Origin of the sequence: Pseudomonas sp. A6 (assembly GCF_052367875.1) — a bacterium.
Lineage (GTDB): Bacteria > Pseudomonadota > Gammaproteobacteria > Pseudomonadales > Pseudomonadaceae > Pseudomonas > Pseudomonas citronellolis.
The window spans coordinates 5,295,228-5,313,006 of the sequence record NZ_CP198970.1 but is presented as its reverse complement, the minus strand read 5'-3'; the positions used below and the strand labels follow the sequence as shown (position 1 = coordinate 5,313,006).

17 protein-coding genes are annotated in these 17,779 nt (G+C 69.3%); 10 read left to right on the top strand and 7 right to left on the bottom strand.

Annotated features, from left to right (window positions below):
- Window positions 1–36: 36 nt before the first annotated feature.
- Window positions 37–1,029, top strand: a complete 993-nt coding sequence (gene rfaD, locus ACTWJ5_RS23280; protein WP_444436647.1) for an ADP-glyceromanno-heptose 6-epimerase — start codon at window positions 37–39, stop codon at window positions 1,027–1,029.
- 1 nt (window position 1,030) lies between these two features.
- Here rfaD and ACTWJ5_RS23275 read toward each other — a convergent pair whose 3' ends face one another.
- A complete protein-coding gene (locus ACTWJ5_RS23275; protein ID WP_444439648.1) occupies window positions 1,031–1,945 on the bottom strand; it encodes a LysR family transcriptional regulator in 915 nt (304 codons plus the stop codon).
- Window positions 1,946–2,071: 126 nt separating this feature from the next.
- On the opposite strand from ACTWJ5_RS23275, the gene araD1 reads away from it, so the two are divergent.
- From araD1 to ACTWJ5_RS23250, 5 genes are all read left to right on the top strand, one after another.
- Window positions 2,072–3,070 carry an AraD1 family protein gene (gene araD1, locus ACTWJ5_RS23270; RefSeq protein ID WP_444436646.1) on the top strand — a complete coding sequence of 333 codons (999 nt, stop codon included), beginning with the start codon at window positions 2,072–2,074 and terminating at the stop codon, window positions 3,068–3,070.
- Between the two features lie 101 nt (window positions 3,071–3,171).
- A complete protein-coding gene (locus ACTWJ5_RS23265; RefSeq protein ID WP_256512232.1) occupies window positions 3,172–4,491 on the top strand; it encodes an MFS transporter in 1,320 nt (439 codons plus the stop codon).
- A gap of 28 nt (window positions 4,492–4,519) precedes the next feature.
- Window positions 4,520–6,076 carry a UxaA family hydrolase gene (locus ACTWJ5_RS23260; protein WP_444436644.1) on the top strand — a complete coding sequence of 519 codons (1,557 nt, stop codon included), beginning with the start codon at window positions 4,520–4,522 and terminating at the stop codon, window positions 6,074–6,076.
- A gap of 129 nt (window positions 6,077–6,205) precedes the next feature.
- Window positions 6,206–7,777 (top strand): aldehyde dehydrogenase (NADP(+)), encoded by a 1,572-nt coding sequence (locus ACTWJ5_RS23255; protein ID WP_444436643.1) that lies wholly within the window; start codon window positions 6,206–6,208, stop codon window positions 7,775–7,777.
- Window positions 7,778–7,937: 160 nt separating this feature from the next.
- A complete protein-coding gene (locus ACTWJ5_RS23250) occupies window positions 7,938–8,423 on the top strand; it encodes a hypothetical protein (protein ID WP_074977273.1) in 486 nt (161 codons plus the stop codon).
- Window positions 8,424–8,901: 478 nt separating this feature from the next.
- Here ACTWJ5_RS23250 and ACTWJ5_RS23245 read toward each other — a convergent pair whose 3' ends face one another.
- From ACTWJ5_RS23245 to ACTWJ5_RS23235, 3 genes are all read right to left on the bottom strand, one after another.
- Window positions 8,902–9,765: a DMT family transporter gene (locus tag ACTWJ5_RS23245; RefSeq protein ID WP_083426718.1), complete on the bottom strand. Its 864-nt coding sequence runs from the start codon at window positions 9,763–9,765 to the stop codon at window positions 8,902–8,904.
- A 64-nt stretch (window positions 9,766–9,829) separates the two neighbouring features.
- Window positions 9,830–10,171 carry a tRNA-binding protein gene (locus ACTWJ5_RS23240; RefSeq protein ID WP_009620426.1) on the bottom strand — a complete coding sequence of 114 codons (342 nt, stop codon included), beginning with the start codon at window positions 10,169–10,171 and terminating at the stop codon, window positions 9,830–9,832.
- 77 nt (window positions 10,172–10,248) lie between these two features.
- On the bottom strand, window positions 10,249–11,007 hold the full coding sequence (locus tag ACTWJ5_RS23235) for an AraC family transcriptional regulator (RefSeq protein WP_444436642.1): 759 nt from the start codon (window positions 11,005–11,007) through the stop codon (window positions 10,249–10,251).
- Window positions 11,008–11,131: 124 nt separating this feature from the next.
- On the opposite strand from ACTWJ5_RS23235, the gene ACTWJ5_RS23230 reads away from it, so the two are divergent.
- Both ACTWJ5_RS23230 and ACTWJ5_RS23225 read left to right on the top strand, forming a co-directional pair.
- Complete coding sequence (locus ACTWJ5_RS23230; protein ID WP_116423149.1) at window positions 11,132–11,944, top strand: UDP-2,3-diacylglucosamine diphosphatase; 813 nt, start codon at window positions 11,132–11,134, stop codon at window positions 11,942–11,944.
- Window positions 11,941–12,969: a glycosyltransferase family 4 protein gene (locus ACTWJ5_RS23225; protein ID WP_444436641.1), complete on the top strand. Its 1,029-nt coding sequence runs from the start codon at window positions 11,941–11,943 to the stop codon at window positions 12,967–12,969. Before ACTWJ5_RS23230 ends, ACTWJ5_RS23225 begins: the two co-directional genes overlap by 4 nt.
- Before the next feature lie 3 nt (window positions 12,970–12,972).
- Here ACTWJ5_RS23225 and ACTWJ5_RS23220 read toward each other — a convergent pair whose 3' ends face one another.
- Window positions 12,973–13,224, bottom strand: coding sequence for a hypothetical protein (locus ACTWJ5_RS23220; protein WP_009620418.1), 252 nt, complete (start codon window positions 13,222–13,224; stop codon window positions 12,973–12,975).
- A 211-nt stretch (window positions 13,225–13,435) separates the two neighbouring features.
- Between ACTWJ5_RS23220 and ACTWJ5_RS23215 the strand changes: the two genes are divergently transcribed.
- Window positions 13,436–14,563: a GNAT family N-acetyltransferase gene (locus ACTWJ5_RS23215; protein ID WP_116423151.1), complete on the top strand. Its 1,128-nt coding sequence runs from the start codon at window positions 13,436–13,438 to the stop codon at window positions 14,561–14,563.
- A gap of 88 nt (window positions 14,564–14,651) precedes the next feature.
- On the opposite strand, the gene ACTWJ5_RS23210 is transcribed toward ACTWJ5_RS23215, so the two are convergent.
- On the bottom strand, window positions 14,652–14,918 hold the full coding sequence (locus ACTWJ5_RS23210) for a DUF2790 domain-containing protein (protein WP_043270980.1): 267 nt from the start codon (window positions 14,916–14,918) through the stop codon (window positions 14,652–14,654).
- 364 nt (window positions 14,919–15,282) lie between these two features.
- On the opposite strand from ACTWJ5_RS23210, the gene ACTWJ5_RS23205 reads away from it, so the two are divergent.
- A complete protein-coding gene (locus ACTWJ5_RS23205) occupies window positions 15,283–15,762 on the top strand; it encodes an REP-associated tyrosine transposase (protein WP_444436640.1) in 480 nt (159 codons plus the stop codon).
- A 115-nt stretch (window positions 15,763–15,877) separates the two neighbouring features.
- Here the strand turns inward: ACTWJ5_RS23205 and ACTWJ5_RS23200 are convergent, their stop codons facing one another.
- Entirely contained in the window at window positions 15,878–17,710 is a 1,833-nt protein-coding gene (locus ACTWJ5_RS23200) for an ABC transporter ATP-binding protein (RefSeq protein ID WP_074977264.1), read from the bottom strand.
- Window positions 17,711–17,779: the final 69 nt, after the last annotated feature.

Here is a 17,779-nt window from a genome sequence, read left to right as displayed (position 1 = left end):
GTGGGCAATTCATTCTCCCCAGGGGAGTGTTCCCACATGAGCATCATCGTCACCGGGGCGGCCGGCTTCATCGGCAGCAATCTCGTCAAGGCACTGAACCGGCGTGGTGAAACCGAGATCATCGCGGTCGACGACCTGACCGAGGGCGACAAGGTCCGCAACCTCGCCGACTGCGACATCGCCGATTACCTGGACAAGCGCGACTTCGTCGAACGCTACGCCCGCGGCGGCTTCGGCGTGGTCCGCGCGCTGTTCCACCAGGGCGCCTGCTCCAGCACCCTGGAAGGCGACGGGCGCTACCTGATGGACAACAACTACCGCTACAGCTGCGACCTGCTGGAGGCCAGCCTGAAACTGGGCGTGCCCTTCCTCTACGCCTCCTCGGCGGCGGTCTACGGCGGCGGGCGCGACTTCCGCGAACTGCGCGAGTACGAGCGGCCGCTGAACGCCTACGGCTACTCCAAGTTCCTCTTCGACCAGCGCGTGCGCCGCGCCTTGCCGCAGGCGCACAGCCAGGTCGTCGGGCTGCGCTACTTCAACGTCTACGGCCCGCGTGAACAGCACAAGGGGCGCATGGCCTCGGTGGCCTTCCACTGCTTCGAGCAGTTCCGTGCCAGCGGCAAGGTGCAACTGTTCGGCGAATACGGCGACTACCCGGCCGGCGGCCACCTGCGCGACTTCGTCTCGGTGGAGGACGTGGCGCGGGTCAACCTGCACTTCCTCGACAATCCCGGGCGCAGCGGCATCTTCAACCTCGGCAGCGGCCGCGCCCAGCCGTTCAACGACGTGGCCCTGGCGGTCATCAACAGCCTGCGCGCCCAGCAGGACCAACCGCCGCTGGACCTGCAGCAGGCCATCGCCCAGGGCCTGCTGGAATACATCGAATTCCCCGACAGCCTGCGCGGCAAGTACCAGTGCTACACCTGCGCCGACATCGCCTTCCTCCGCGAGGCCGGCTACCGCGCGCCGATGCTGGGCGTGGAGGAGGGGGTGGAGCGTTATTGCCGGTGGTTGCTGGACCAGGCCTGATTCAGGCGAATTCGTCGATCAGCAACTGCGCCGGCACCGACAGGCTGGCGCCCTTGCGAGTGACCACCTCGTAGGGTTCGCTGCGCGTCTTCACGTTCAGCGCCAGGCGGGTGATGAGCCCTGCATCCAGGCCCACGCGCGCCACGTCCACCGGCATCAGCGCCACCAGCGCCTCGTCCTCCAGCAGCAGGCTCAGGGTGGTGAAGGTGGACGAGGTCTCGACGGGGTAGGGCGGGAAGGGCAGCCCGGCTTCGCGGAATTCCCGCTCCAGCAGCAGGCGCATCGGCATGTTCACCGGGAACACCACCCAGCGGTAGGCGGCCACGTCGGCCAGCTCCAGCGAATACGCCCCGGCCAGCGGGTGGCGCGGGTTGGCCACCAGGGCCAGGCCTTCCTGTTCCAGGGCCCGGCATTCGTAGTTGTCCGGCCGCCGGCTGACGCTGGTGCGGCAGATGGCCAGGTCCAGGCGGCCCTGGTCGAGCAGGCTGAGCAGGCGCGCACTGGTGTCCTCGACTATTTCCACCGACAGCTCCGGCTGCTTGTGCCGCAGCCGCGCCAGGCCCTCCACCAGCATGGGCACGGCGCCCATGATCACTCCCACCGAGAGCCGTCCGCCGTGGCCCTGGAGGATGCCCAGCATTTCCTCGCGCAGGTGCGCCAGGTCGGTGTGGATCAGCCGCGCGTAGCGGATCACGCAGCGCCCCAGGTCGTTCGGCTGCAGGCCCTTGGGCGTGCGCTCGAAAAGCGTCGCGCCGAGGGTCGACTCGATTTCGTGCAGCGCCTTGGTGGCGCCGGGCTGGGTGATGGCCACCGCTTCGGCGGCCTTGTGCAGCGAGCCGTGTTCGTCGAGGGCGATCAGCAGGCGCAGCTGCTTCAGGCGCAGGCGCGAGGCGATGGTGGTCAGCGAGGGCAGCATGGGGGATGAGGAAAAGTTATCGCTCAATCAGCAGCTCTCATTAGGCAGCATTTGCCCGCGAATTTACAGTGGCTCCCACGAGGTTCCTGCGCAGGGCCGTTGGACGATAACAATGCGAGCCGAATCATGAGACTGATCCAATTCCTCACCGACCAGGGCTGCCGCCGGGTCGGCGTCGTCGAAGGCCAACAGGTCGAGACCCTGCGCGACTGCTCCAGCACCCGGGAACTGGCCCTGGCGGCGATCCGCGCCGACCGCAGCCTGGGCGACGAAGTGCTGGCGCGCGGCAGCGAGCCCTGCGCCGAGACCTACGCTCAACTGCTGGAGGTCGGCCGGGTACTGCCGCCGCTGGACCACGAGGACCCCGCCCACTGCCTGATCAGCGGCACCGGGCTGACCCACCTGGGCAGCGCCTCCACCCGCGACAAGATGCACCAGCAGAAGGACGAGGACGACAGCGCCCTCACCGACACCATGCGCATCTTCCGCTGGGGCATCGAGGGTGGCCGTCCGGCGCCCGGCTCGGTGGGCGTGCAGCCGGAATGGTTCTACAAGGGCGACGGCAGCATCGTGGTGCCGCCCGGCGGCGCCTTCCGCGTCCCCGGGTTCGCCGAGGACGCCGGCGAGGAGCCCGAACTCACCGGCCTCTACGTGATCGGCGACGACGGCCGGCCGTACCGCCTGGGCTTCGCCCTGGGCAACGAGTTCTCCGACCACGTGATGGAACGCCGCAACTACCTGTACCTGGCGCACTCCAAGCTGCGCAGCTGCTCCTACGGGCCCGAGCTGCGGGTCGGCGAACTGCCGCGCCACCTCGAAGGCCGCAGCCGTATCCTGCGCGACGGCCAGGTCGTCTGGGAAAAGGCCTTCCTCTCCGGCGAGGACAACATGTGCCACAGCCTGGAGAACCTGGAGTACCACCACTTCAAGTACGCCCAGTTCCTCCGCCCCGGCGATGTGCACGTGCACTTCTTCGGTACTGCCACGCTGTCCTTCGCCGACGGGGTACGCACCCGGGCGGGCGACCGCTTCGAGATCAGCCTGGCCGAGTTCGGCGAGCCGCTGGTCAATGCCATCGAGCAGGTCGAGCCGGTGTTCGCCGCCGGCGGCGTCGTCCCGCTCTGAGCGACGCGCGGAGCCCCGGCCGGGCTCCGCCGCCGCGCTACGTCCACCCGCACGGCCATGGCCGCGCGGGTGCCCATAACAAACATAAGAAAGAGACGGCCATGAAAACCACCAACGCCCAGACGTTGTACGCCGATGTCGCTCCCGCCCGCGTGGCCCAGGCCACCACGGTGCGCTGGCGGATCTTCCTGCTCCTGCTGCTGCTCGCGGCGATCAACTACATCGACCGCGCCTCGCTGTCGGTGGCGCTGCCGCTGATCTCCCAGGAATTCAACCTGACCCCGGCCCTGGAAGGCCTGCTGCTCAGCTCGTTCTTCTGGTCCTACGCGCTGATGCAGATTCCCGCCGGCATGCTCCTGGACCGCTTCCAGGCGCGCAACATCGTCGGCATCGCCACCGTCGCCTGGGGCAGCTTCCAGGCCCTGGGCGCGGCCTCGCACAACTGGATACTGCTGCTGGCCACGCGCATCGGCCTGGGCGTCGCCGAGTCGCCGATCATGCCCGCCGGGGCCAAGCTCAACGGCGCCTGGCTGACGCCCAACGAGCGCGGCCGCGGCGCCACCCTGGTGGACGGCGGCGCACCGCTGGGCACCGCCCTGGGCGCGATCATCATCGCCGGGTTGATTTCCTGGTTCGGCTCCTGGCGCACCGCCTTCGTCATCGCCGGCATCGGCACCGTGGTGGTCGGCCTCTGGGCCTGGTGGTACATCCGCAACAACCCCGCCGAACATCCCGGGGTGAACGAGGAAGAACTGCGGCACATCCGCGAGGCCAACGAGGCCGCTGCCCGCGAGCATGGCCAGGGCCGCAAGGCGGTGCTGCGCGAGATGCTCCGCGACCGCTCGGTGCTGGCCATGATCTGCGGGTACATGTGCTACAACAGCGTGTTCTACGGCCTGATGACCTGGATGCCGAGCTACCTGCACCAGGCCCACGGCCTCGACATCAAGGCCATGGGCGGGGCCACCTTCCTGATCTTCATCTGCGGCTTCGTCGGCGAACTGGTCGGCGGCTGGCTGGCCGACAAGTGGAAGGCCGCCGGCGGCGCGCCGAACCGGGTGATGCGCAGCATGTTCGCCGGCTCGGCCATGATCGCCTCGCTGTGCATCCTGCTGGTGGCCTACACCGCCGATGCCGCCGGGGTCATCGCGCTGCTCTGCGTCGCGCTCTTCTTCATCCGCTGGTGCGGCATGTACTGGTGCCTGCCGGCGATCCTCGGCGGCAAGTCGCGCGCCGGCGTGCTGGGCGGCAGCATGAACTTCGGCGGCAACATGGTCGGGGTGATAGTGCCGATCCTCATCGGCCTGATCGTGCAGTTCACCGGCTCCTACTTCCTGGCCCTGATCTTCTTCGTCGTGATGGCCCTCGGCCTGGTGCTGTTCTCCAGCCTGATCGACTACCGTGAGCGCGGGCTGGCCTGAGCCGGCCCGCCGATGTGAGGTTGCTGTAATGGAACTGATAAGCAGAACCGGCGGGCCAAGCACCGCCAACGCCGTTATCCGCCTGAACCCGCTGGACGACGTGCTGATCGCCCGCCTGGCCCTGCCCGCCGGCCTTGAGCTGGCAGGGAAGGGGCTGAAGCTGCGCGAGGCGATCCCCGCCGGGCACAAGGTCGCCACCCGGCGCATCGAGGCGGGCCAGCCGCTGCGCCGCTACGGCCAGATCATCGGCTTCGCCAGCCGGACGATCGAGGCCGGCGAACACGTCCACGTGCACAACCTGGCCATGGGCGACTTCGCCCGCGACTACGCCTTCGGCGTCGATGCCGTGGCCGCAGCGCCGTCGCGTGAAGAGAGCTTCCTCGGCATCCGCCGCGCCGATGGCCGCGTCGCCACGCGCAACTACATCGGCATCCTCACCTCGGTGAACTGCTCGGCCACGGTGGCGCGGGCCATCGCCGACCACTTCCGCCGCGACATCAACCCTGCCGCGCTGGCCGACTACCCCAACGTCGACGGCGTGGTGGCCCTGACCCACGGCGTGGGCTGCGCCGTCGATCCGGGCGGCGAGGCCCTGGCCATGCTGCGCCAGACCCTCGGCGGCTATGCGATACACCCGAACTTCGCCGCGGTGCTGATGATCGGCCTAGGCTGCGAGACCAACCAGATTCCCGACCTGCTGGCGGCCCAGGGATTGAGCAGCGGCGAGCAGCTGCGCACCTTCACCATCCAGGACAGCGGCGGCACGGCGAAGACCGTGGCCAGCGGCATCGAGCAGGTGAAGAGCCTGCTGCCCATGGCCAACCGCGTGCAACGCGAGCCGGTCAGCGCGCGCTACCTGACCGTGGGCCTGCAGTGCGGCGGCTCCGACGGCTACTCGGGCATCACCGCCAACCCGGCGCTGGGCAACGCGGTGGACCGCCTGGTGAGCGCCGGCGGCACCGCGATCCTCTCGGAAACCCCGGAGATCTACGGCGCCGAACACCTGCTGACGCGCCGCGCGGTGAGCCGCGAAGTGGGCGAGAAACTGATCGCCCGCATCCGCTGGTGGGAAGCCTACTGCGAGCGCATGGGCGCCGAGCTGAACAACAACCCCTCGGCCGGCAACAAGGCCGGCGGGCTGACCACCATCCTGGAGAAGTCCCTGGGCGCGGTGGCCAAGGCCGGCTCCAGCAACCTGGTGGACGTCTACGAATACGCCGAGCAGGTGCGCGCCCACGGCCTGGTGTTCATGGACACCCCCGGCTACGACCCGATCTCCGCCACCGGCCAGGTCGCCGGCGGCGCCAACCTGATCGCCTTCACCACCGGGCGTGGCTCGGCCTATGGCTGCGCGCCGTCGCCGTCGATCAAGCTGGCTACCAACTCGCGCCTGTGGGAGCGCCAGGAGGAGGACATGGACGTCAACTGCGGCGGCATCGCCGACGGCTCCACCAGCATCGAGGAACGCGGCGAGCACATCTTCCGCCTGATGCTGCGCATCGCCTCCGGCGAACGCAGCAAGAGCGAACTGCACGGATACGGCCAGAACGAATTCGTGCCCTGGCAGATCGGCGCCATCACCTGATCCGCCGTCACCGACGGGCGCCTACCCGCGCCCGCCGGCCTCTTCCCAGGGGCATCACGCCCCACTTCTCACGCCCTCCGGGGCCGCGCCAGGCTCACGAGGCCTGGCAATCTTTTGCAGGAGACCAGCATGTTCGGACACAATTTCATCGGCGGCGCACGCACCGCCCAGGGCAACCTGACCCTGCAAAGCCTCGACGCCGGCACCGGCGAGGCGCTGCCCTACAGCTTCCACCAGGCCACCCCGGAAGAGGTGGACGCCGCCGCGCTCGCCGCCGAAGCGGCCTTCCCGGCCTACCGCGCGCTGCCCGACGCGCGCCGCGCCGAATTCCTCGACGCCATCGCCGCCGATCTGGATGCCCTGGGCGAGGACTTCATCGCCATCGTCTGCCGCGAGACCGCCTTGCCGGCGGCGCGTATCCAGGGCGAGCGCGCTCGCACCAGCAACCAGCTGCGCCTGTTCGCCCAGGTGCTGCGCCGCGGCGACTACCACGGCGCGCGCATCGACCGCGCGCTGCCGGAACGCCAGCCGCTGCCGCGTCCGGACCTGCGCCAGTGCCGCATCGGCGTCGGCCCGGTGGCGGTGTTCGGCGCCAGCAACTTCCCGCTGGCGTTCTCCACCGCCGGCGGCGACACCGCAGCGGCGCTGGCCGCCGGTTGCCCGGTGGTGTTCAAGGCCCACAGCGGACACATGGCGACCGCCGAGCACGTCGCTTCGGCCATCGTCCGCGCAGCGCAGGCCACCGGCATGCCGGCCGGAGTGTTCAACATGATCTACGGCGGCGGCGTCGGCGAACAGTTGGTCAAGCACCCGGCGATCCAGGCCGTCGGCTTCACCGGCTCGCTCAAGGGCGGCCGCGCGCTGTGCGACCTGGCCGCGGCCCGGCCGCAGCCGATCCCGGTGTTCGCCGAGATGAGCAGCATCAACCCGGTGCTGGCGCTGCCGGCGGCGCTGGCGGCGCGCGGCGAGCAGGTGGCTGCGGACCTGGCCGCCTCGGTGGTGCTTGGCTGCGGGCAGTTCTGCACCAACCCCGGCATGGTGATCGGCATCGCCTCGGCCGAGTTCTCCGCCTTCGTCGCCAGCCTCGCCGGGCGCATGGCCGACCAGCCGGCGCAGACCATGCTCAACACCGGCACCCTGAAGAGCTACGAACGCGGCATCGCCGCCCTGCACGCGCACGTCGGCATCCGCCATCTGGCCGGCCAGCCGCAGCAGGGCCGCCAGGCGTTGCCACAGCTGTTCCAGGCCGACGCGCGCCTGCTGGTGGAAGGCGACGAGTTGCTCCAGGAGGAGGTCTTCGGGCCGGTCACCGTGGTCGTCGAAGTGGCCGATGCCGCCGAGCTGCAGCGTGCCCTGCAGGGGCTGCGCGGCCAGCTCACCGCGACCCTGATCGCCGAGCCGGAGGACTTTTCGCGCTTCGCCGCCCTGGTGCCTCTGCTCGAACGCAAGGCCGGGCGCCTGCTGCTCAACGGCTACCCGACCGGCGTGGAAGTCTGCGACGCCATGGTCCACGGCGGCCCCTATCCGGCCACCTCGGACGCCCGCGGCACCTCGGTGGGCACCCTGGCCATCGACCGCTTCCTGCGCCCGGTGTGCTACCAGAACTACCCCGACGCACTGCTACCCCCCGCCCTCAAGGACGCCAACCCGCTGGGCATCGCCCGCCTGGTGGACGGCGTCGCCAGCCGCGAGCCCCTCTAGCCGCCCCGCCATCGGCTGCATCGCCTGCGCCGGCGGGCGATGTATCGGTTGTTTTACCCAGTCTTTACCAAGCGCTGACAACCGACAGGCCCCGGACGAGCGATGATAGGCACCATGAAAGGCGGGCGCTTGGGCGCCCGTGTCCGGAGGTGCAATCAAGATGTCGTCGCAAGCTGTGCTCAAGTCGATCGCCGCTGTCCTGGCCCTGAGCCTGTCGGCCGCCGCCGTGGCCGGGCCGCCCGGTTATGGTCCCGGCCCGGGGCATGGTTGGGGGCCGGGCCCCGGGCATGGCCACGGCCTGCCGGATTACGCACGGTCGCTGTGGATCGGCAGTGCGCTCTATTTCGTTGCCGCGGGCACCTACTACCTGTGGAACGCCGACCGCCGCGAATATGTGGTGGTGGAGCCGCCGCCGGCGGTGCAGCAGGCGCCGGCAGGCGTGAGCTACGACGTGATCGCCTACCCGGCGCGCGGGCAGACGCCCGACCAGCAGAGCCGTGACCGCTACGAGTGCCATACCTGGGCCGTGGGCCAGAGCGGCTTCGACCCGGCCGCGGCCAGCCAGGCGCCGGTGCCGGGCGTGGCGGATACCTACCGGCGGGCGCTGGGTGCCTGCCTGAATGGGCGAGGCTACAGCATCAACTGAAACAACCGGCCCCGGGCCGGACCGAACAGGCCGCTTCGCAGGCAATCGTGCGGTGAGTCCTTGGCAATCCCTCCCCAGGGCAAGGAGTCGGGTTACGCATGCTGCGGGGTGGCCTTCTTATTTTTTCCGACGCTATTGGAGCGGAATCATGCCCTCACCCCAGCCCTCTCCCGGAGGGAGAGGGGGCCGTTCGGAGCGGGGCTGAGTCCGGAGCCATCCTGAAACGTCTACGGCGTATTCGCCGAATCGCGGACAGAGTCCTGCACCTTCCGGCAGTGCCCCGCAGGATGGCGTTGAGCGAAGCGATACCCATCGCCATGGTCCGATGGGTATCGCAGGCTCAACCCATCCTACGAAAAGCGCCCCGGTGCGCTGGGCAAGACAGTTGCTCCTACAGCTCCAGGGAAGCACGGGCGTAGGAGCGGACTCCGTCCGCGATTGGATTCACCGGCCACGCCGGACGTCCCGGCAACACAGGCTAAGCCGCACTCCGCGCACTGAGAAAGGTGGCGAAGATGATCAGCGCGCCACCGGCCAGCATCCGCAGGCTCGGCTGCTCGCCGAACAGCACGGCGGCGAAGGCGATGCCGTAGACCGGTTCCAGGGCGAAGATCACCGCCGCGGTGCGCGCCTTGATCAGTTGCAGGCTGGCGACGAACAGGCTGTGCGCCACGCCCGTGCACAGTACCCCCAGCAGCACCAGCCACAACCAGTCCAGCGCCCGCACCGCGGGTAGTTCGAACAGGGCCAGCGGCGCCAGGCAGAGGACGATGGTGAGGTTCTGCGCGAAGGCCGAGAGGATCGGGTCCAGCCCGCGCACGCTGGCGCGGTTGGCCAGTGACAGCAAGGCGAACAGCAGGCCCGAGACTATGCCCCAGAACAGCCCGGCGGTGGCGCCCTGGCTGAAGTCCAGGTTCGGCGTCACCAGCACCAGGCCCAGGCACACCAGCCCCACCACCAGGTACTCGGCGCGGCGGATGCGTTCGCGGAACAGCAGCCCCTCCAGCAACACGGTGAAGGCCGGGAAGCTGGCGAAACCCAGGGTGGCCACGGCGACGTTGCCCACCTTCACCGCGAGGAAGAAGGTCAGCCAGTGCGCGCACAGCAGCAGCCCGCTGCCGGCCAGCGCGGCGGCCTGGCGCAGGCTTGGCCGCGGTTGCGCCGCCAGGTGTCCGGCGAAGGCGCCGCCCAGGGCCGCCAGGCCGAACAGCGCGCGGCCGAAGACGATCACCAGCGGGGCGGCGAGGATGAGTTTGCCGAAGATGCCGCTCAGGCCGAACATCAGGGCGCCTACGTGCAGGCCGATCAGGGCCGAGCGGGGTGTCAGTCGGGGAACGCGCATTGCTTCTCTATCTATCGCAGGATCGCAGGTGCTCGATGGGCCAGTCGCCCGGCGGTGAAAGGCCTCAGGCCAGGCGCGCGCCGTTGGGCAGCGGCTTGTCGAAGCCGGCCAGCACCACTTTGTCGTCGCTGTCGTAGACGCCGGTGACCAGCACTTCCGAGCGCACCCCGGCGATCGACTTGGGGGCGAAGTTGCAGACGCACAGGACCTGGCGGCCGAGCAGCTCGTCGAGGGAATAGTGCGCGGTGATCTGCGCGCTGGAGGTCTTCAGCCCCAGCGGGCCGAGGTCGACCTGCAGGATGTACGCCGGCTTGCGCGCCTTGCTGTTGGGTTCGGCGTGGACGATGGTGCCCACGCGCAGTTCGACGCGCTCGAAATCCTGCCACTCGATGGTCTCTGCCGACATCGCCGATCTCCTCAGCTCATCTTCTCAATGATGGAGCGGCAGTCTAGGGCGTGGCGGGGCGTTTGTCTGTCGCGCGGCTAGCGGGAATTGTCGCGCGCCTCGCGGCGGATCTGCCGCGGTGTGCTGCCGAACTGGCGGACCAGCGCGGCGGTGAAGGCGCTCTGCGAGGCATAGCCGACCCGCGCGGCGATTTCGCCCACCGCCAGGTGCGTGGCGCAGAGCAGCTCGCGGCCCAGTTGCAGGCGGCGTTGGCGCACGTAGTCCATGGGTGTTTGCCCGGTCTCGGCGAGGAAGCGGGCGTGGAAGCGCGCCGCCGACAGCCCGGCCAGCCGCGCCAGGTCGGCGACCTGCAGCGGGTGCCTGGCGTGGCGGTCGACGTAGGCGTCCAGGCTGGCCAGCGGCAGGCGCGTCGGCTCCTCGGCGGCGTGCATGCCAGCCAGGCTGGCGAGCAGCAGCAGGGCGCCCTGGCGGGCGATCACCGGGTCCTGCAGGGGGCTGGCGGCCAGCCAGTTCACCAGTTGCCCCTGGGCCGGGTTCAGGGCCAGGGCGGCGGGGCGTTCCAGCAGACGGCGGATGCTCTGCGCGTGTTCGCCCAGGCCGCGCAGCAGGTCCTCGTCCTCCAGGTCGAACACCAGGCACTGGCTGCCGCCGGGGGCGGCGCAGGCGTGGTGCGCGCCGCGCGGCACCACCGCGAAGTGCTGGCGGGTGACGCGGCTGCCCAGGCCGCCGACCTCGAATTCCAGGTCGCCGGACAGCCCCAGGACCAGCTGCGCGTGGTCGTGGCTGTGGGCGAGGTGCTCGTGGCTGTAACGGCGCAGGGAGAGGATCTGGCTCATGGCGGGCTCCGGGGGCAGGCCCACAGTCTAGCGCGGCGCAGGCTGTCACGGGACTGTCGCGCGGCCGTCACGCGCGGGTCACCGCCGGGCCGGAAAATCGACTAAACCCCGCCGGAGGCCGCCCATGACCAGCGCCCAACGCCTGATGCCGACCAAGAAACAACGGGTGCGCACCCTGTGGATATCCGACGTCCACCTGGGCACGCGCGACTGCCAGGCCGAGCACCTGGCGGGCTTCCTCAAGCGCTACCACGCCGAGCGCATCTACCTGGTGGGCGACATCATCGACGGCTGGAAGCTGCGCGGCGGCATCTACTGGCCGCAGGCGCACACCAACGTGATCCGCCGCCTGCTGACCATGAGCAAGCGCGGCACCGAGGTGATCTACGTCACCGGCAACCACGACGAGTTCCTGCGCCGCTATTCCACGCTGCTGCTGGGCAACATCCGCCTGGTCGACGAGATCGAGCACACCACCGCCGACGGCCGCCGCCTGCTGGTGATCCACGGCGACCAGTTCGACGTCATCACCCGCTACCACCGCTGGCTGGCGTTCCTCGGCGACTCGGCCTACGAGTTCACCCTGACCCTCAACCGCTGGCTGAACCACTGGCGCAGCCGCTACGGCTATGGCTACTGGTCGCTGTCGGCGTACCTGAAGCACAAGGTGAAGACCGCAGTGAACTTCATCAGCGACTTCGAGGAAGCCATTGCCCACGAAGTCCACAAGCGCGGGCTGAACGGCGTGGTCTGCGGGCACATCCACCACGCGGAGATCCGCCAGATCGGCGAGGTGGAGTACCTCAACTGCGGCGACTGGGTGGAGTCCTGCACGGCGCTGATCGAGCACTGGGACGGCAGCATCCAGCTCTACCGCCTGGCCGAGGAGCAGCTCCAGGGCGCCAGCGAGGCCATCGTCGCCGAGCCGGCGGCATGAGGCTGCTGATCGTCAGCGACGCCTGGGCGCCGCAGGTGAACGGCGTGGTGACCAGCCTGCGCGCGCTGGTCGCCGAACTGGAGGCCATGGGGCACCAGGTGCGCCTGCTGTCGCCGGCCGAGTTCCGCAGCCGGCCCTGCCCGAGCTACCCGGAAATCCCCCTGGCCTGGGACCTGTGGAAGGTCGGCCCGGCCATCGAGGCCTTCGCCCCGGACTGCGTGCACCTGGCCACCGAGGGCCCGTTGGGCTGGGCCGCGCGGCGCTGGCTGTTGCGCCGCGGCCTGGCCTTCACTACGGCGATCCACACGCGCTTCCCGGAATACCTGAACAACCGCTGGCCCTGGCTGCCGCTGTCCTTCGGCTATGCCATGCTGCGCCGCTTTCACGCGCCCAGCGCAGCAGTGCTGGTGAGCAGCGAGCGCATGCGCGGCGCCTTCACCGACTGGGGCGTGCAAGGTCTGGAGTTATGGCGCAAGGGCGTGGATACCACACAATTCCAGGCGGGACCGGGACCCGCCGAGGGCCCGGTGTTCCTCTATGTCGGGCGCCTGGCGCCGGAGAAGAACCTGGAAGCCTTCCTCGACCTGGAGCTGCCCGGGCTCAAGCGGGTGGTGGGCGACGGCCCCTCACGCGGCGAGCTGCAGGCGCGTTATCCCCAGGTGGAATTCCTCGGCTACCGCCATGGCGAGGCCCTGGCCGAGGCCTATCGCGGGGCCAGCGTGCTGGTGTTCCCCTCGCGCACCGACACCCTCGGCCTGGTGATGTACGAGGCCCTGGCCTGCGGCACGCCGGTGGCTGCCTTCCCGGTGGCGGGCCCGCTGGACGTGCTGGAGGAGGGCGTCACCGGAGCCATCGATCCCGACCTGGGCAAGGCCTCCCTGCGCGCCCTGGCGCTGGACCGCCAGGCCTGCGCCGAGTGGGCAGCCGGGCAGTCCTGGCGACTCTCGGCGCAGCAGTTCCTGGCCCTGCAGCGGCCGCTCGGCGAGCCGGGCGGGGTGATCGAGGCCGAGGCCCTGGCCGACTGAGGCCTAGTGGAACAGGTCGCGGTCGCTGTCCAGGCTCTGGTCCACCAGCCACTTGCCGTGGGCGATGGAGGCGTGCTGCGCGGCGTCCAGATCGGCGAGGAAGGCCATCTTCGTCGGCAGCGGCTGGCGCCGTGTGCTGCGTCCGTCCGGGGCGATGATCTGGCAGCCGCCGGCATAGGGCGTGGGCAGCCCCGGGTGTTCGAAGACGCGGGCGATGATGGTGTAGTCGCGATGGGTGCATTGCAGGGTTTGCATGGCATGGACCTCGCTGTCGGGCCAGGGGGCGCCGCCTGCGCCATTGCCGGCGCCAGGCGCCGCGCCGCTCTGGCGTGGCTGTCCCGCCGGCGGCGGGGCCTGTGCTTTCGCGTATCCCCACCTTAGAACAGCGGGCCGGCCGTGCAAGGACGGGGCGACGAAGGGCGCCGCGGCACTTTTCTTCCGCCGCGCCCGGCGCCAGACTGTCGGCATGCCTATCCATAGACTTTCCCGCCTCGGCGACCTCGCGCCCGGCCAGTGGGACGCCCTGCTGCCGGACGCCCAGCCGTTCCTGCGCCACGCCTTCCTCGCCAGCCTGGAGGACAGCGGCAGCGTCACCGCGCGCACCGGCTGGCGCCCGGCGCACCATGTGCTGCTCGACGACGCCGGGCGGCTGCGCGCGGCGCTGCCGGCCTATGTGAAGGCGCATTCCTATGGCGAATACGTGTTCGACTGGGGCTGGGCGGACGCCTGCCAGCGCGCCGGCATCCGCTACTACCCCAAGCTGCTGGTGGGCGTGCCCTTCTCGCCGGTGAGCGGTGCGCGCCTGCTGGGCTCGGACGAGGGCATCGCCGAGTTGCTGGGCGTGCTGGCCGAGGGCACCGCGGAAGGCGTGTGGTCCGGCGTGCACGTGAACTTCACCGACCCGCGCGCCGATGGGCTGATCGCCGCGCAGGGCGGCTGGCTGGAACGCCTGGGCTGCCAGTACCACTGGTTCAACCGCGGCTACCGGGATTTCCAGGACTTCCTCGATGCACTGGCCTCGCGCAAGCGCAAGCAACTGCGCAAGGAGCGCGAGCAGGTGGCCGGGCAGGGCATGGAGTTCCGCTGGATGGAGGGACCCGAACTGGCCGAGGCCGACTGGGACTTCGTCTACGCCTGCTACGCCAGCACCTACGAGGTGCGCGGCCAGGCGCCGTACCTCACGCGGGAGTTCTTCAGCCTGCTGGCCGAGCGCATGGGCGAGGCGATCCGCGTGGTCTTCGCCCGCCGCAACGGACGGCCGGTGGCCATGGCCTTCAGCCTGGTGGATGGCGACACCCTCTACGGGCGCTACTGGGGTTGCCTGGCGGAGTACGACCGCCTGCACTTCGAAACCTGCTTCTACCAGGGCCTGGACTACGCCCTAGCCGCCGGGTTGCGCCGCTTCGACGCCGGCGCCCAGGGCGAGCACAAGCTGATCCGCGGCTTCGAGCCGGTGCTCACGCGCTCCTGGCACCAACTGGGGCACCCGGGCCTGCGCGCCGCGGTTGACGACTTCCTCGCCCAGGAACGCGCCGGCATCCGCGCCTACGCCGAGGAGGCGCGGGCGGCGCTGCCATACCGGCAGGCTGAGTAGGGGGAAGTCGGGTAGAAGGTCGGCCCCCGGCCGCTACGACAGGCTCGCGGGGTGGCCAAGTCGGCCAGGGACCGAGACCGGGTGGGGCTCAGACGTGGCTCGCCTGGCCGCCCCATTCGAGGAAGCGCACGCGGTGCGTGGTGCCCTCGTGGTCCTGGTACACGAGGTAGGCGGGGACCATGCCCACCTTGTGTGAGTTGTCGGTACGGTGCAGCACCTTGTCGATGTCCAGCGGCATGCCGTAGTGGTATTCGACCGTCGGAAGGTCGGCGCCCGGCTCCTTGATCGCGTCCTGGGCGAAGACCATGGGAGCGAGGCTGGAAAGCACCGCCGATACGACAGAAGCAATCTTCATTCTGGTGGTCCTCATAGCGAAGGGGATGAAGCCCCGCCCTGGAGCACTGGCATCCGATGTCTGGCCGCGGGTCCGGGGGCGGGCAGGGGGCGATGCGTCAGGCGTCCACCGCGTGGCGGGGCGTGGAACAGATATGACCACCGAACCACCCCACGCGAGAAATTGATGTGCTTGCTAATGATCATCGACCGGGGTGATGCGGCGACTTGTCGCAGGGTTCGGGATAGAGGCTTAAGGCTTCATTAACGGACAGCTCTCTCCCACGAATGTATGCGCCCTTGCCCACAGCAACGCCGGGCCGACCCTCTACGTAGGAGCGGACCTTGTCCGCGAAGGTGGTTCCAGCCAACTCGGGAACCTCACCATGGACGATGCACTCTCCGCCATTCATACCTCCGGCCATCGTGCATTGCGCAAGGGCCGGATATCGCTGCCGGGAACGGTCTACCTGGTCACCGCAACCACCTTCGAGCGGCAAGCGCTTTTCGGCCATTTCGCCGGTGCCTGTGTGGTTGCGGCCACTTTCGAGAACCGCACGTTACTGGGTACCAACAGACTGCTCGCCTGGGTGCTGATGCCCGACCATGCGCATTGGCTGATCCAGCTCGGTGCCGGTGGACGCCTGGAGGCGAGCATCGGCCGTCTGAAGGCCGTCAGCAGCCGTAATTTCAATTGCCGATTGGGGCGGGAGGGAAAGGTGTGGGCCCCGGCTTTCCATGACCGTGGCTTGCGCCGGGAGGAGGATTTGCGCCGCGTGGCGCGTTATGTGGTGGCCAATCCATTGAGGGCTGGATTGGTGCGGCGGGTGGGCGATTATCCGTTCTGGAATGCGGTCTGGTTGTAGCCGGGATTCGCGCGTGGGGCGACCCGTAGGAGCGGATCTCATCTGCGAAACGCGCCGGGGCGTCCGGTGATCGCGGACAAGGTCCGCTCCTACGGAGGCATGGGGTGCCACCGCCTTAATCCACCCCCACGAACCCGCCGGTCTGGTGGCGCCACAGGCGGGCGTAGAGGCCGCCGTGTTCGATCAGTTCGGCGTGGCTGCCGCTTTCGACGATGCGGCCGTGTTCCAGCACCACCAGGCGGTCCATGCGGGCGATGGTGGAGAGGCGGTGGGCGATGGCGATCACCGTCTTGCCCTGCATCAGCGTCTCCAGGCTTTCCTGGATGGCCGATTCCACTTCCGAGTCCAGCGCCGAGGTGGCTTCGTCGAGGATCAGGATGGGCGCGTCCTTGAGCAGCACGCGGGCGATGGCGATACGCTGGCGCTGGCCGCCGGAGAGCTTCACGCCGCGCTCGCCGACGTGGGCGTCGAGGCCGGTGCGGCCCTGGGCGTCGTACAGCTGCGGGATGAACTCGCTGGCGCGGGCCTTGCGCACCGCCTCCTGCAGTTCTTCCTCGCTGGCGCCGGGGCGGCCGTAGAGCAGGTTGTCGCGGATCGAGCGGTGCAGCAGCGAGGTGTCCTGGGTGACCATGCCGATCTGCGCGCGCAGGCTCTCCTGGGTCACGTGGGCGATGTCCTGGTCGTCGATCAGGATGCGCCCGCCCTCGATGTCGTACAGGCGCAGCAGCAGGTTGACCAGGGTCGACTTGCCGGCGCCGGAGGGCCCGACCAGGCCGATCTTCTCGCCCGGGCGCACTACCAGGTCCAGGCCCTGGATCAGGCCGCTGCCCTTGCCGTAGCTGAAGTCCACCTCGTCGAAGCGCACCTCGCCACGCGCCACCACCAGCGGCTTGGCGTCGGGCGCGTCGACCACCTGGCGGGGGATGGCGATGGTCTGCATGCCGTCCTGCACCTGGCCGATGTTCTCGAAGATGCCGCCGACCACCCACATGATCCAGCCGGACATGTTGTTGATACGGATCACCAGGCTGGTGGCCAGGGCGATGGCGCCCACCGAGATCAGTTCCTGGCTCCACAGCCACAGGGCCAGGCCCGTGGTGCCGGCGATGAGGATGCCGTTCATGATGGTGATGCTGACGTCCATGGAGGTCACCACGCGCCCGGCGCGCTGGGCCTTGTGCGTCTGCTCGGCGATGGCTTCGCGGGCGTAGTCCTCTTCCTGGCGGGTGTGGGCGAACAGCTTGAGGGTGGTGATGTTGGTGTAGCCGTCGACGATGCGCCCCATCAGCTTGGAGCGCGAGTCCGAGGCGGCCACCGAGCGGCGCTTCACCTGCGGCACGAAGTAGGCGAGGGCGCCGACGTAGGCGATCACCCAGAGCACCAGCGGGATCATCAGCCGCCAGTCGGCCTCGGCGAACAGCACCAGGGCGCTGAGGGTGTAGATCGCCACGTGCCAGAGCGCGTCCACCACCTGCACCGCCGAGTCGCGCAGCGAGTTGCCGGTCTGCATGATGCGCTGGGCGATGCGCCCGGCGAAGTCGTTCTGGAAGAAGCCCAGGCTCTGCTTGAGCACGTAGCGGTGGTTCTGCCAGCGGATCAGGTTGGTCATGCTGGGGTTGATGCTCTGGTGCACCAGCATGTCGTGCAGGGCGTTGAACAGTGGGCGCAGCACCAGCGCCACCGCGGCCATCCAGGCCAGTTCGTTGCCGTGCAGGCGGAAGAAGTCGGCGGGCGCGGTGTTCTGCGCGAGGTCGACGATGCGCCCCAGGTAGCTGAACAGCGCCACCTCGATCAGGGCGACGATCAGGCCGACCACCAGCAGGATCGAGAACACCGGCCAGACCTGGCGCAGGTAGTAGGTGTAGAAGCGCCAGACGTCGGCCGGCGGCATGTGCTCGGGGGCGTCGCGGAAGGGGTCGATGAGCTTTTCGAAGCGGCGGTAGAGCATGATGTCTCTCGGTTGTCGCGGGCCCGTCCCGGGCCCGCCGTTTCAGGCCTCCGTCAGCGTGGGAATCGG

What these genes read in the sequence shown, in the direction of transcription:
- ACTWJ5_RS23255 (WP_444436643.1), top strand. Translation starts at nt 6,206, where the DNA reads ATGTTCGGACACAATTTCATCGGCGGCGCACGCACCGCCCAGGGCAAC.
- ACTWJ5_RS23225 (WP_444436641.1), top strand. Translation starts at nt 11,941, where the DNA reads ATGAGGCTGCTGATCGTCAGCGACGCCTGGGCGCCGCAGGTGAACGGC.
- ACTWJ5_RS23210 (WP_043270980.1), bottom strand. Translation starts at nt 14,918, where the DNA reads ATGAAGATTGCTTCTGTCGTATCGGCGGTGCTTTCCAGCCTCGCTCCC.
- ACTWJ5_RS23235 (WP_444436642.1), bottom strand. Translation starts at nt 11,007, where the DNA reads ATGAGCCAGATCCTCTCCCTGCGCCGTTACAGCCACGAGCACCTCGCC.
- ACTWJ5_RS23260 (WP_444436644.1), top strand. Translation starts at nt 4,520, where the DNA reads ATGGAACTGATAAGCAGAACCGGCGGGCCAAGCACCGCCAACGCCGTT.
- rfaD (WP_444436647.1), top strand. Translation starts at nt 37, where the DNA reads ATGAGCATCATCGTCACCGGGGCGGCCGGCTTCATCGGCAGCAATCTC.
- ACTWJ5_RS23265 (WP_256512232.1), top strand. Translation starts at nt 3,172, where the DNA reads ATGAAAACCACCAACGCCCAGACGTTGTACGCCGATGTCGCTCCCGCC.
- araD1 (WP_444436646.1), top strand. Translation starts at nt 2,072, where the DNA reads ATGAGACTGATCCAATTCCTCACCGACCAGGGCTGCCGCCGGGTCGGC.
- ACTWJ5_RS23240 (WP_009620426.1), bottom strand. Translation starts at nt 10,171, where the DNA reads ATGTCGGCAGAGACCATCGAGTGGCAGGATTTCGAGCGCGTCGAACTG.
- ACTWJ5_RS23205 (WP_444436640.1), top strand. Translation starts at nt 15,283, where the DNA reads ATGGACGATGCACTCTCCGCCATTCATACCTCCGGCCATCGTGCATTG.
- ACTWJ5_RS23220 (WP_009620418.1), bottom strand. Translation starts at nt 13,224, where the DNA reads ATGCAAACCCTGCAATGCACCCATCGCGACTACACCATCATCGCCCGC.
- ACTWJ5_RS23230 (WP_116423149.1), top strand. Translation starts at nt 11,132, where the DNA reads ATGACCAGCGCCCAACGCCTGATGCCGACCAAGAAACAACGGGTGCGC.
- ACTWJ5_RS23215 (WP_116423151.1), top strand. Translation starts at nt 13,436, where the DNA reads ATGCCTATCCATAGACTTTCCCGCCTCGGCGACCTCGCGCCCGGCCAG.
- ACTWJ5_RS23275 (WP_444439648.1), bottom strand. Translation starts at nt 1,945, where the DNA reads ATGCTGCCCTCGCTGACCACCATCGCCTCGCGCCTGCGCCTGAAGCAG.
- ACTWJ5_RS23200 (WP_074977264.1), bottom strand. Translation starts at nt 17,710, where the DNA reads ATGCTCTACCGCCGCTTCGAAAAGCTCATCGACCCCTTCCGCGACGCC.
- ACTWJ5_RS23245 (WP_083426718.1), bottom strand. Translation starts at nt 9,765, where the DNA reads ATGCGCGTTCCCCGACTGACACCCCGCTCGGCCCTGATCGGCCTGCAC.
- ACTWJ5_RS23250 (WP_074977273.1), top strand. Translation starts at nt 7,938, where the DNA reads ATGTCGTCGCAAGCTGTGCTCAAGTCGATCGCCGCTGTCCTGGCCCTG.